The 14647-nt window shown below is 29.3% G+C and carries 10 protein-coding genes; 4 read left to right on the top strand and 6 right to left on the bottom strand.

Translation table 11 applies throughout. From position 1 onward, the window contains the following. Positions 1-2: 2 nt before the first annotated feature. The 5 genes from Q0714_RS09895 to Q0714_RS09875 are packed head-to-tail and all read right to left on the bottom strand — an operon-like array spanning position 3 to position 5678. Complete coding sequence (locus tag Q0714_RS09895; protein ID WP_298264592.1) at positions 3-1430, bottom strand: glycosyltransferase family 2 protein; 1428 nt, start codon at positions 1428-1430, stop codon at positions 3-5. A gap of 2 nt (positions 1431-1432) precedes the next feature. Next, a complete protein-coding gene (locus tag Q0714_RS09890) occupies positions 1433-2533 on the bottom strand; it encodes a hypothetical protein (protein WP_298264591.1) in 1101 nt (366 codons plus the stop codon). Between the two features lie 23 nt (positions 2534-2556). Then, positions 2557-2925, bottom strand: a complete 369-nt coding sequence (locus tag Q0714_RS09885; protein ID WP_298264590.1) for a response regulator transcription factor — start codon at positions 2923-2925, stop codon at positions 2557-2559. Continuing rightward, positions 2918-5254: a PAS domain-containing hybrid sensor histidine kinase/response regulator gene (locus tag Q0714_RS09880; RefSeq protein WP_298264589.1), complete on the bottom strand. Its 2337-nt coding sequence runs from the start codon at positions 5252-5254 to the stop codon at positions 2918-2920. The genes Q0714_RS09885 and Q0714_RS09880 overlap by 8 nt, the downstream gene beginning before the upstream one ends. Before the next feature lie 34 nt (positions 5255-5288). Further along, entirely contained in the window at positions 5289-5678 is a 390-nt protein-coding gene (locus Q0714_RS09875; RefSeq protein WP_298264588.1) for a hypothetical protein, read from the bottom strand. A gap of 156 nt (positions 5679-5834) precedes the next feature. Between Q0714_RS09875 and Q0714_RS09870 the strand changes: the two genes are divergently transcribed. The 4 genes from Q0714_RS09870 (at position 5835) to Q0714_RS09855 (ending at position 9757) form a co-directional block, all read left to right on the top strand. Then, positions 5835-7145, top strand: coding sequence for a dipeptidase (locus tag Q0714_RS09870; RefSeq protein ID WP_298264587.1), 1311 nt, complete (start codon positions 5835-5837; stop codon positions 7143-7145). A gap of 450 nt (positions 7146-7595) precedes the next feature. Beyond that, a complete protein-coding gene (locus Q0714_RS09865; RefSeq protein ID WP_298264586.1) occupies positions 7596-7901 on the top strand; it encodes a hypothetical protein in 306 nt (101 codons plus the stop codon). A 71-nt stretch (positions 7902-7972) separates the two neighbouring features. Next, the gene (locus Q0714_RS09860) at positions 7973-9286 is read left to right on the top strand and encodes a phosphoribosylamine--glycine ligase (protein ID WP_298264585.1); all 1314 of its coding nucleotides are present in this window, start codon (positions 7973-7975) and stop codon (positions 9284-9286) included. Between the two features lie 21 nt (positions 9287-9307). Beyond that, positions 9308-9757: a GNAT family N-acetyltransferase gene (locus Q0714_RS09855; RefSeq protein ID WP_298264584.1), complete on the top strand. Its 450-nt coding sequence runs from the start codon at positions 9308-9310 to the stop codon at positions 9755-9757. Between the two features lie 16 nt (positions 9758-9773). On the opposite strand, the gene Q0714_RS09850 is transcribed toward Q0714_RS09855, so the two are convergent. After that, on the bottom strand, positions 9774-14647 hold a 4874-nt coding region (locus Q0714_RS09850; RefSeq protein ID WP_298264583.1), incomplete at its 5' end, for a LamG-like jellyroll fold domain-containing protein.

Raw genomic sequence — 14647 nt, 5'->3', positions numbered from 1 at the left:
ATTTAATTTGATAATCCTTTTCTTTTCATTTCTCCCCATTTTAATTTTTTATTGAAATAGTAATCTATATTGCCTTTAATGGCAGCGTATAAAATTGCAGGATGTAAAATGAATGGCTCTAAAAATGTAGCCACTATTAATTTAAAACCCGTTTTTTTCTTTTTATATTGATGATAGGTTAATTCTTCTGAAAGGATAGCAACGATAGTAAAAAAAACTGAAAATAAATATGCTAAAATAAAAAATGCAAAAGCATAATCCCAACGTACATTTTTAAGCGTTATTAATATGATAAAATAAATAATTCCTACCACCTCAATAATTGGTGCTAAACGCTCATAAAAAAACCAGTAAGGATAACTAAGCATTCCCAAGAGGTTATATTTTGGATTAAAACCAATTTTTCTGTGTTTTTTTAGTACTTCAATAGTTCCTCTTGTCCATCTATTTCTTTGAGAAATTAAGATTTTATAATTATCTGGGGCTTCCGTCCAACATAAAGGGTCAGGGATATAAGCAACTTTATAGTTCACTTTTTGTTCTTCCATATGTCTTCTCATTCGAACAATAATTTCCATATCTTCTCCTACAGTACTAGTATCATATCCTCCAACAGCAATGGCAGATTTTTTTTCAAACATACCAAATGCACCTGAAATTACTAATAAACCATTTAATCTACTCCAAGCCATTCTACCTAACAAAAACGATCTTAAGTATTCTAAAATTTGTGAAATTTCAATAAATTTTTTAGGCAAATTAACGTCTAACAATTTTCCTTCTTTTATGGTACAAGAATTTGCAATTCTAATAACTCCACCTGAAGCTATTACTTTAGAATCTGTAACTTCTAAAAATGGTTTAATCATTTTTTGAAGCGAATCTTCTAACAGTAAACAATCTACATCTATGCAAACAACATACTGATTGTTCGAAATATTTAACCCAAAATTTAAAGCGTCTGCTTTTCCTCCATTTTCTTTATCAATAACTATTAATTTTTCAAATGCTGGATTGGTAGATTTAAAAATTCCATTTCTAAGCGGTTGAGTTTTAATTTGAGGATTGATTAAATAGTCAATTTTTACCAAATCGTAGGCTTCAATAAGTTTTTCTAAACTATCATCTTTACTTCCATCATTAACCACAATTACATCGTAATTTACATAGTGATTTGAGAGCAATGATCGAACATTTTCAACAATATTTAAGCTTTCATTATAGGCAGGAGCTATAATTGAAATAGAAGGTGAAATATTTGAAGATAAAATTTCATTATAATTAACAAAGCTATTTTTTTTCATATAATGAAATGATTCAATAGCTGAAATTATTGCCAATAAAATATAAGATACTACAACAGAGAAGGCATAAATAAAAAATAAATAATGTATTATTAAGAGAATGATTCTTACCGTATTACTATCCATAATTAATTGTTTTCCAAATAGTTAAATATTAACTTATCCTCATCATTGGTTGCTTTATTTTTTAAATCTAGTAATTTTTTATTATTTAAACGTTTTAAAATTTTTAACGCTAAAACTCTCACTTGAAAATTAACGTGCTTTGTGTTATGCACTATAAATTCTTCATCTGTTATCTCAACTGTATTTTCTAGCATTTGAAAAAAGGCTATTTGCTCATCTTCACTGCTATTTTTGAAATTATTTTTTAGTATTTTCTTAGCTTCATTTACTTGAAAATAATTAAGAACCTCAATAGTTTTTAACCTTATTATTTTACTTTGATGATTTAATAATTCTAAAAGGGTATCAATTATTTGAAATTGATTGTAAATTTTGGCTAATTTTAAGCTAAACAAAACCACGGACTCATTACTTGATTTTAACCAAGGAGTGATGTCAGAAATTTCTTGATCATCAAATTTTTGAAGTATTTCTAATAGTTGTATTTGATTCCATTCAGAAATGGGAGATTTTAACGTATTTAAAAAATCTAACCCTTTGAAGTGAAATAAACTAACAAAATATAGTTGAACCTCATTTCTAACTTCTTGTTTTGGATGATTTTCATGTTTTTTTACCTGTTCAAATACATTGGTTATTTCAAAAAGGTTTAATTCTTTAATTCCAGCAGTAATTACATACCATTTATTGCTTTTAAGTTTTGTAATGGAATGATTGATAAGATTTGTTTTAATGTATAAATTATTAATTGAATCAGCCATTTCCCCAGAAATGTCATTTTTTAATTTAGACATTACCGAAATAAATATTTTTCTTTTAAACTTGTTTGTAATACAAGTTTTCATTTTATCAACTATTATTTGTTGTTCCTCATTAATTTCTTCTTCCGTTTGAGAATATAAAAAATTAATGAGATTGGCTTCATATTCAGTGAAGAGCTTTTTTGATATGGTTTCTTTTTTTCTTAAATACCCTCTTAAATATTTAAGGTAAAAAATTAGAAGAATAATGAAAATAATTAAAAACCCTATCAAAATCCAAACGACTTTTACCAACAATGGCAGTTGTTCTAAATACGTTAAAAGATGTTGAAAATCGATCATTATAATCTTAAAATTAAAATAAATTATGCTAAAAGTCGCTTAACTCTTATCACCAATTCATTTGGGCTAAAAGGCTTTCCCATAAAATCATTAGCCCCCAAATTAAATGCTTTTAAAACCATTTCTTCTTGACCTGCAGCTGAAAAAACAATAATTGGTGTTTGAACTTTCAGCTTATTTCTTACATGACTAATTACTTCAAGGCCACTTATAAACGGCATCATAATATCTGTTAATATAAGCTGTGGTTCATGCGTTTCAATAAGCTCTATAGCTTCTTTACCATCTTCAGCTATTAAAAGTTCATAGCCTTCTTTTTCTAACCTAAATTTTAATAATAAAGAAAGGGTAGAATTATCTTCTGCTAAAACAACTTTTTTAAGATTATTCATGGTTTAATGATTTTAGTTCGTTTAAAAGCTCAACTTTAACAATTTTAAAAATTTCTTTGCACTTTTCAAAGAGTATTTCTACATCTTCTAAATTTGTTTCATTTTTAAACTTTGTGTCTAAAGAAAAAATTATTGGATCTAATTTTACTATTCCAAACATACTAATATTAGGTTTAATTTTGTGTGTGGCAGCATGTAATTTTTCCCAATTTTTATTTTTAAACTCTATTTCAAATGTTTTTAAATATTCTTCAAAATCTTTTATAAAAATTTCAATTAATAAAATTAAGATAGAATCTTCATTTAATGACTCTTCTTTCAAAAATTTTAAATCTGTATATTTTTTATAGTTATTGTTTTTTGGAGTTACTTGAACTTCTTCTTTTTCCTTTTCTTTATCATGATTAGCTTTTACTATATTCCCATATTTTTTAAGGATATCAAATAGTTCGGTTGGCTTAAATGGTTTAAAAATATAATCTTCCATCCCATAATTCATAGCTCTATTAATTTCAGCATTGGAGGTGTAAGCTGTCATCGCTATAATTGGTATTTTGGAAGCTTTTTCTGAAATATCATTCTTAATAATTTTTGTAGCTTCAAAACCATCCATTACAGGCATTTGAATATCCATTAAAATAATGTCAAAATCCTCTTTTTGTGTTAGCTTAACTCCTTCTATCCCATTGTTAGCAATGGCAACTTTACATCCCCATTTTTCTAATCTAATTTTAGCTAACAACTGATTGGTTTTATTATCTTCAACTAATAATACCTTTAAATCTAACTGTTGTTCTTGCGAATGATTTAAATTTAATTTATCATCACTTACTTGTTTTGAAATTTGCTTTAATGGCAAGGTTAATTTAAATACACTTCCTTTTCCAAAAACACTTTCAACTTTAATAGTTCCTTTTAAAAGGCTTACTAATTTTTTTACAATGGCTAACCCAAGCCCAGTCCCTCCATATATTCTTGAAGTATCACTCTTTGCTTGTGTAAAAGCTCCAAAAACAGTGTTTATTTTATTGGAAACGATACCTATTCCTGTATCCTTAATTTCAAAATAAACATTTCTAATCTTACCTTCTTCTTGTAATGGTTTAACCGTTAGAATTACGGATCCTTCGTTGGTAAATTTTACAGCATTACCAATTAAGTTAAGTAAAATTTGCCCAATTTTAGTAGGGTCTGATTTAACTTGAGTAGGTGTTCCGTTTTCAACTATTAAATTTAAATTTATTCCTTTTTCATCGGCTTTTATTTTCATTAATTTCACAACTTCTTTTACTTTGTTGTGCAAATTGAAAGGAATTTCTTCAATTGTTAATTTATTTGATTCTAATTTAGAAAGGTCTAAAACATTATTGATTAATGAAAGTAAAATATTACCCGAATTTTGCATTGTTTTTAAATACTCAATTTGTTCAGCACTTAAATTTGTTTCTAATAACAAGTCGGTAAAACCAATAACTGCGTTTAAAGGAGTTCTTATTTCATGACTCATATTGGCTAAAAATTCATTTTTAGCTTTTAAAGACTCTTCGGCAAATTCTTTGGCTTTTTTCAGTTCAATTTCAGTCAAATTTCTACTTGTAACATCTGTTCCTATTGATATATAGGTATTATTTACCCCTTTTGAAATTTGCCATTCTATCCATTTATAAGTTCCTTCTCTTGTTTTAATTTTTTGTCTAGAAAAGTTAGCATCTTTTTTCAGATCAAGAAATACTTCTTTATAAATAGAGTTTTTAATATAGTTTGCATTGTGTTCATTGTCATAGGTTACCTTCCACCATTTATCACCCATTATTTCATCAACAGCATAGCCAATCATTTTTGTTACTGAAGGAGATGCGAAAATCACATTTCCATCAATATCGGAAACTAAAACGATGCTATCAATACTATTAATTATAGTATCTGATTGCACCTTAATTTCTTCATTTTTTTTCCATTCAGTAATATCAACTCCTACAGAAACAAACCTATTATCTACTGTAAAAGAGTCTCTAAATTCAATCCATTTTAAACTTCCATCTTTGCATTTTAATTTTCTATCATATGGTTTGGGATTTGAAGTCTCCTTTTTTGCAATAGTTTTACATAATTTTTGCTTAAAAATTTGTCCTTCTTCTTTTGAAAAATAGGTTAAATCCCACCATTTATCACCCAATAAACTTTCAGGCTTAAATCCAATGATGCTTTCGGTAGCAGGAGAAACGTAGGTAATATTACCATTCTCATCACAAGAAACAGCAATTAAATTAATTTCATTTAATGATAAATCTACTGATTTCAGTTGCTCTATTTTTTTATTACTATTCAAAGTTTAATTTGGGGTTAAATAATTTTAAAGAAAACTAAAGCATTGTAACTCCTAAAATAATAGAGCCAACTCCCACTAAAATTCCAAAAAAACCAAAAAAGTTTGAAGACTTTTTATTTACTCTTTGTACATCTTGCACTTGTTCATTCAAAAGCGCTGTTTCAACTTTCTTTCCATCTACTGTGCTAATTCCATAGTATTGATTATTTTGAATAATAATACTTTCGTAAATATATTCATCTCCATTTAACATGGTTACTTTAACATAACCTTCCTCTTCACTTAAAGCCGCCTGATTTAATGTTGTAGGGTTTTTATACACCTTACAACTCTGTATAAAAAAAGTTAAAAACAACAGTGTTATTAAAATTTTAAAGTTAGTTTTAATTAAAGTTTTTAAGTATGGCATTTTAAAAATTTGCATTAGTTATTAAGTTTACAAGTTACATTTAATTTTATAAAAATCAACAACTCTTTTTTTAAGAAAAATTAAATGTAAACCCCTAAAATATTACAATTAGAAATAAATTTCCATAAATTATTTTAAAATACTTATTTTTAAACTCTTAAAAATAAAAAAATGAATAAATATTTGCTATTATTTTCTTTAATATTATTAAATGTTTCTTGTAAAAATGAAAAAAAAGAAATTGTGAAACCTACTGAAGAAACTCCTAACTTGCTTACTATAGCAACTAAAATTCATGAAAAAGTTTTAACTATTGATACTCATAACGATATCAATATCAAAAATTTTACAGATAGTCTTAATTATACTCAAGAACTAGACAATCAGGTAAACTTACCAAAAATGAAAAAAGGAGGGCTTGATGTTTCATGGTTTATTGTTTATACGGGTCAAGGTGAATTAAATAAAGAAGGTTATGACAATGCATACAAAAATGCCATTTCTAAATTTAATGCCATCCATAAATTAACAAATGAACTGGCGCCAAATGAAATTGAATTGGCTACAACTTCAAAAGATGTGAAAGAAATTCATAAAAAAGGCAAAAAAGTTGCTATGATTGGTATAGAAAATGGTTACCCCATTGGAACAGATATTAGCAGAGTTAAAGAATTTTATGATTTAGGTGCTCGCTATATGTCGTTAAGTCATAATGGACATAGTCAGTTATGCGATTCAAATACTGGAGAAGAAGATAATGTTTGGTTACATAATGGTGTTAGTAAATTAGGTGAAAAAGTAATTACTGAAATGAATAAATGGGGAATGATGATTGATGTTTCTCACCCTTCAAAAGAAGCAATGCGAGATATGATAAGATTATCCAAAGCTCCTATTATTGCTTCTCATTCATCAGCAAGAGCCTTGTGTAATCACAGTAGAAATTTAGATGATGAACAATTACAATGGCTAAAACAAAATGGGGGCGTTGTTCAAACGGTAGCATTTGGCACCTATGTTAATTCAGAAAAAAACAAAAAATTTAACGATGCTACTAAATCTATTTTAAATGAAATTGCGAGCGATCATAACTTTAAAATTATACCTTGGAGTGATGTTAGAAAAATGGAAAAAGAAGCCCGTGAAATATATTTCAATAAGTATACTGAAATTAGAAAACTTGCAAAACCAAGAATGAAAGAAGTTTATAACATTGCTAAACCTGTGGATGTTTCAGATTTTGTAAATCACATAGATTATTTAGTGAATAAAATTGGAATAAATCATGTTGGTATTAGTTCCGATTTTGATGGTGGAGGTGGTGTTGAAGGATGGAATGATGCTTCTGAGACTCTAAATGTAACAATTGAATTGGTAAAAAGAGGTTATACTGAAGAAGAAATAGCTAAACTTTGGGGAGAAAATTTATTACGCGTTCTTGACGAAGTTCAAAAAATAGCTAAAGAAATTCAGCAGCTATAACCTATTATATATCAATAACTAACACTTGTTAAATTTCTTTAAAATATTGTAAAAATATTTTTAAAACCTATTTGTTTTTAAATTATCTTTGTGTTGTTCAATTGCTATTTTAGCATGTTGATTTAAAACGTGAAAACAATTTTCAGATTTGGTTTTTTGAAAATTCAGAAGTTATTTTCAAAAATTATTTTCGGTGTAAAATGCCAAATCATACAGTTAACTTCTATCCAAAAATACACTTCAACTCATTTGAGCTTTGCTAATGTATTAACTTTTTCTAAGTTTAACTTTATAACTTTTCTAGCTAAATAAATTTTTTATCTCTCATCCTAGAACTAGAGTTGAAAGCATATCCTAATGATGTGTAAAGTAAGCTCAAGAATTATTAAATCTTATAATTCAAAATTAATTTACAACTTATTTTATTACCCTAATTTAAAATTAAAAACAATGAAAACACTCTTAACAATAGTTGCATTTATTTCATTAATTACAGTAAAAAATACACAAGACAATTTAACTGTAAAAGCTGCTTTTGACGGATTTGAAGAGGGCTATTATTACTTTTCAGATACAGATGACAATACTTATAGTTTTGAAGAAATTAACGAAGAAACTAGTAAAAAATACAATCTAACAGAAGAAAAATATATTGGTAAAAATTTTAAAATAACCTATAAAATTGTAACAAAGACCGATGAATATGATGAAGAATATGAGGCCTATGTTATTGTTAATTTAGAAATGGAAGAATAATTTAATGGGAGTTAAACCTCCCATTTTTTATATTCTTAAAAAATAATCAAATGAAGTTAAAAAATAAGTAGGTGAAAAAAACTACACATCAATTAAAAATAGGAAACTCTAAAAGAAATTTTTTATTTATATCTCGTTGGGGTGAATCTTTAGATATTGCTTATACTACACAGCAAGAAGGTAATTCTGTAAAATTATTTATTGAAGACAAACCCTCAAAAGAAATTGGGCATGGTTTTGTTCAAAAAGTTCAAGATTGGAAAAAACATCTTCAATGGGCTGATATTGTAGTATTTGATTATACTGGATATGGTGAAATTTGTGAAGAATTGAGAGCTGCAAAAAAAATTGTTTTTGGAGGTTCTCAATATACAGACTCTTTAGAACTCGATAGAAACTTTGGACAAAATGAACTTAAAAAACATAAGGTAAAAGTACTTCCTTCAAAAGAGTTTCAAAATTTTGAAGATGCCATTAAGTACATCAAACAAAACCCAGATATGTATGTTATTAAACCTTGCGGTGAAATTCAAGAATTAAAACAACTATTATTTGTTGGCAACGATGAATCTGGGCTAGATGTAATTAGGGTTTTACAAGCATATGAAAAATCTTGGGGAAATAACTTTGGGAAATTTCAACTCCAACGCAAAGTAAAAGGAGTGGAGGTTTCTGTTTCAGCATTTTTTAATGGAAAAGAATTTTTGTTACCATTAAACATTACTTTTGAACATAAAAAATTGTTTCCTAAAGAATTGGGAGTCTCTACTGGAGAAATGGGTACTAGCATGTTTTGGGTAAAAAGCTCTCCAATTTTTGAAGCAACCTTAAAGAAATTTGAAAAAACTTTAGAGAAAAATCATTTTATTGGGCATATTGACCTTAATTGTATTGTTAATGGCAATGGCATTTACCCTTTAGAGTTTACTTCTAGGTTTGGGTTTCCTCAAATATTTATTCAACGAGCTGGTATAAATGAGCCTATTGGTAATTTGCTTTATAAAATTGCGAATGGAGAAAAATTTACTATCAACGTAAAAAAAGGATTTCAAATTGGTGCTTTTATTGTAGTTCCTCCTTTTCCTTTTGAAGACAAAAAAACATTCAATTTATTTTCAAAAGATTCTGTAGTTATTTTTAAAAAAGAATTAAAAGAAGGTGTGCATCCAATGCATTTAAAAAATATTAATGATGAATGGTTAATTACAGGTAATACTGGCATTGCTTTATTAATTTCTGGTACTGGAACAACTATGAAAGACGCTCAAAAAATGATGTATAACAGGATCAATAATATTATTGTAAACAACAGTTATTACAGAACTGACATTGGAGATAGATGGTTTGAAGATTCTGATAAACTTTGGTCTTGGGGCTTGCTTTAATTTTAGTTTAAATTAATTAAAATGATTCCAAAATTTTATAAAATAAATAATCCAATACCATTTTTTAACATTTTACCCAAAGAGTGGCAAAATTTAATTGTTCCTTATTGGTCAATTTTTAAAAATTCTGCTACAATTTATGTTTTAAAAGAAAACAATACTATTATAGCTGGGGGCATTGTTTTTTCAAAAAACCATCCTCATAAAAACGAATTTGAAATTTCAAACGATTATTTATACAAACTCAGTTATTTTTATATTGGTTATGTATGGGTAATTCCTTCTAAACGAAATCAACAATTGGCATCAAAATGGTTGTTAAGTTTAAAAACCAAGCATCCAAAACAAAAGTATTGGCTTACAATTGAAGAATTTTCATTAGCTTCTTTTTATAAAAAAAATGGATTTGAACTTCTAAAAGAAAGTTCAAATCCATTTTTAAAAGAATGGTTATTAACCTATATACCTTAATTTTTTATAATATCCTTTACTCTACAACAATTTTTTTAGTTATTGCTCCATTAGTAGTGGCTATTTTAACAATATAAACACCTGCAGCTTCATTTAATGGCAACGAAAACCTTCTATTGGAAAATCCAGAATTCCAATTTTTTATATGTTGTCCTAAATAGTTGAATAGGGTAATTCCTTTGATATCTGTATCTACTATTTTATTAAATTCTAATTCTGAAATAGCATTATTCATGTACACATATATCCCTTTTTCTAAAGAAATTTCATCCAATCTTTTTAACCTTGGTTGGAACACTAACTTAAATCTATCTGAATAAATACCTGATTCCAATTCAATTTCAAATGGTTGATTTGTTATTTCAAAGGTCTCACCTGTTGAAGCATCTTTTATATATAATTTATCAAATTGTTCGTTATTTTCTAATCTATCTATATGTATTGATATTTTTGATTTTTTACTCAATTCTAAACCAATTGGAAACTCTTTATCATTAGATATAGTATTTGTTCCTTGAATCACAAACTTTTCATCATCTATTAACCAATACATATCTTCTGGAGTAATTTCATATATTTTCGCATCATACCCATAGTCTACCTCATCAGACGCATTCTCATCAATCGTTAATAACAACTGTTTGTGAATTTCTGAAGTACTAAACCCAATTCTAAATTTTGTTCTTGTATCTCCATTTGAAACATCTTTTGAGGTTGCAGTTTTTGAAGGCCTCATAAAAATTGAATTTCCACTTCCTTCGGTTTGAAATATTCTTTGATTATTATTAAATTCAATGGTTTGGCTTGCACCTCCAGCTCCTTGAATAAAAAATCCTTGACCAACTGCTATATACCGCTCAGGAACTTTTGTTCCGTCTGGTGCTGTAGGGTCATTGATTGGATGGACTTCTGCTGCAGTACCAATTCCTATTCCTCCTGATAAATTATACGTTGCAAAACCTGCTTGATAGTCTAATAAATAATGTGAATCGCCCCCATAATGATCCCAAAAATACAGAGTTCCTGTTATAGAAGTTTTATTATCTAATATAAATTGATTTGCGTCTATGGCTGAAGGATATGGATTCCCAATTAAATAATCATTATCTCCACTAACTGTTAATTCAATATCTCCATTATTTGGCCTACCAACAAATACATAGTTTTGATCTATTGACCCCACACCTGTTCCTTTCATTAAGAAACCTTCTCCAACTTTTAAAATTGAATTGCTTCCTGCTCGTAACCAACTGTAATAATCGTCATGTGTAAAATTGGTATAAACATATAACCAAAAATTTGAAATTTTTATTGGATCGGTATTTTGTCCATCCAAACCTCCAATAAATGTAATTTTCTTTGGGTTTGAAGGTGTTGTTCCATCTCGTAAAACCCCCCAAATATTATAAGTGTTGTTTCCTGGAATTGAATAAGTACTTCCATTAAATATTTGCTGTACTGGAGATGACCAATCATTATATCTGAATTTATTTCCATCTCCCTGTTGATCTCTTTCTATATAACCTGAACTAGCTGCGTCTAAAATACTTTCACTAAATTGAGTAGGTGTATATCTTTTTTGTATTAATTGAGATTCTCCTTCCAAATCAATAATTCCATCTAACTTTAAATAATGGGAAATATACAATCCATACCCCGTTCCTGAACTTGTTGAACTAGAACCCAAGGTAGTTGTTCCATCCATTTGTAATTCTTCGCTTTCAACTAATAAGCCTAATAACTTTAGATCTCTAGAAGCATTTATTGTATGGTTGGTTTTCACTATATTCCAATCTATTGAGCTACCATCAATCCCTTGACTATTTGGCACATCCCAATCTATAGGCTCAGCCCAAGTGGTATTTGTATTCCATTTTCCATTGTTAGCAGATACGTAAGGAATTGGTGCATTTTCTGTTTGTGATGAATACATGTTTCTCAGTTTACCACTTACTAAACCTGCATACGGTAAAATAGAACCACAATTAATATTCATTCGATAATATCCTTCTAAATTTGACCAGTTTAAACCATTGACATCTAAAGGAATTACTTCTCCTGCTACCAAAGAATTATCTTTAATTTCTTGATTCATCATTTGTTGAAGCTGTTCTTGAGTTATAGCAGTATTCCAAATTCTTACTTCATCTATCCAACCGCTAAAATTATTAGTTGACACAGATGCATCTTTTATAGCTCCTAATAAACATTCCACGTTATTTGAAATTGGTAAAGATCCTGAAGTAGATTCAATCTCTATGCCATCTACATACATTATATAAGTTCCAGAATCATAAACAATACCTATATGATACCATCTGCTTGTATCAAGATTATATGTAGAAGAATTTATTGATCCAGAATTATTCCAATTAAATTCTAAAGTTGCATTATTTAATGTTAAATCGTACCCATTCGAAGTGTCATTAACATCTCTTTTAGAAAATAATGTTTGATTTCCACTTACTGATTCTGGCTTCACCCAAAGCTCAACACTAAAATTAGCATTAAAATTAAAATTATCTTTAAAAGTTATATAATCATTATTTCCATCAAAATCTACGCTATCACAACTATCAATAGTAACTTCAACTGTAGTTGAACAACCTGCTACATTCCATGATAAAGTATAAACTCCAGGCTCAGCAGCAAATGTAGAATTAGGACTATTAATATCCGAAAATACTGGACTTGCACTAGCACAAACTCCATTGGCAGAAACCAAACTCCAATATCCACTTTCACCTGTTCCTGGATAATCTGTATCCCCAGCACTTAAATCTGGCAAAGTGTAGGCGCTATCCCAAACTCCATTGGCATAATTTTGAAGTGCTGATAAAGAATTGTCATATGCTGCTAAAGTAACAATTGAAAGACCACACTCACCTGCAATTGGTATAATGTCTTCTCCCGCATATGCTGAACTAACATTCATAGTAATATACTCCGTCCCTTCATCTCCATTAGCTCTACAACCATTTATTAATGAAGTTACCCCATAAGTTTGAATACCTGGAGTTACTGGAGTTATATTCACCGTACTTCCTGTTGAAACAACAACCCCATTTTCATCTGTCCATTCAATTACTTCATCAACTGGTGCTTGTGGTATTGAAATATTTTCTAAAGCCCAAGCACTATTAGCGGTTCCAGAATAGGTGAATTTAATCCGCAATCCTATTAGACCTATATAATCAGATAAATCAATTGACACATGGTTATCTACTAAAGTTCCTAAAGAATTTTTACATTGTCCTGTAAACCCTTGATCTGAAAATCCAGTATCGCTTGGTCCTGTATAATCATAGGAAGCCCCTGGGTCAAGAGTTATAGGATAAGTTGCCCCATTGTCTAAAGATAATTCAATTTTTACCCAAGCTCCACTTTCTAAAAAATAAGCTTGATCAAATTCTAAGCTTGCCGTTGTTAAACCTAATGTATTAAATACTGATGTTTCTAATGTACTTATTGGAGTAATGGTATGATCTGTTTCATAAGGTGGAATTCCACTTGCAATTGCAAATTTAGTTCCATCAGGTGAACCATAACAACGTCCGTTAAATTTTTTAGGTCCTGTAGTTTCTTTCCAATAGGTATCATTTGTAGTACTACCTGCAGCAGACATATCAGCGGCACCATCAACAGTCCAGCCTAAAGTATTAAGATTAGCTTGGTTAAAAAGTCCTCCTTCATTAAAATCTGGAGTTACACCAAACTCACTTTGTGCCTGTATAGTTACAGCCGTTCCTATACATGTATCATATTGTGAAGGGCCAACAATGGTAGGTTTAATATCTGGAGGTATTACTGATATTAAAACAATAGTAGATGCTGCTTTACAAGAGCCTATTTCAACAACTGCTCTAACTAAAGTTGTTTCTGTTATATCTGTTAAGTAATAATTATCACTGGTATTGTTTATTACCGCCCAATTTAAACCACCATCTGTAGAAGATTCCCAATGTGAAATTGTTCCTTGTTCTCCTGTTAAATTTAAATAGGCATTTTTTAACTCCCCTTCAGGACAAGCAGTCACTTCTATAATATCATCCGCATCTGCACTTGTTTCAGTATTATCAAGATAACCTGTTAAAGTCCCTCCGTCAATATTTGGACTTGTAACTGTAACTTTCGAGGTACAGGTATCTTTATTACCCTTGTTATCAGTTACAGTAAAAACCACAAAATTATCCCCAATATCGGTACAGTCAAAATCTGTTTTACTAAGCGTAATTGTAAAATTACAATTATCTGAAGATCCATTATCTAATTGAGCCGCAGTTATTGAAACTGTACCATCAGTATCACTTAATTGTACTGTAATATCCTTACAAGAAGCTATTGGATCTTCAGTATCATTTATAACAACAGTTTGTGTAACTGTAATACTATTACCATTACCATCATCAAAAGTCCAATCTATATTATGAGCTCCTTGGGTTGTATAAGTTAATGGGTCATTTGTTGTTCCAGTAATAGTTTTTCCACAATTATCTGTTGTTGTAGGTATAGGAACTGTAGCACTACATTGTTCGTTAATTGTAGCTAAAGTTGGTGTTATTGGAGGTGTTGTATCCTCAACCGTTACCGTGGCATTCCCTGTAGCGGATTGCCCATTGGTATCAGTTACTGTAAGAATCACATTGTTTACGCCTACATTTGAACAATCAAATGAAGTAATATCTGTATCGTACGTTAAACCGCCACAAGCATCTGTTGAACCATTGTTGACTGCATCTTCTGCTATCGTTACAATGCCCGTTGTATCTAACTGAACTGTTATGTTTTGAGTAATTACATTCGGAGCCGTTACATCCTCAACCGTTACCGTGGCATTCCCTGTAGCGGATTGCCCATTGGTATCAGTTACTGTAAGAATCACATTGTTTA

This window comes from uncultured Lutibacter sp. (assembly GCF_947493565.1).
Classification (GTDB): Bacteria; Bacteroidota; Bacteroidia; order Flavobacteriales; family Flavobacteriaceae; genus Lutibacter; species Lutibacter aestuarii.
The sequence above is the reverse complement of the archived record's forward strand: the minus strand, read 5'-3'. Positions and strand labels throughout refer to the sequence as shown.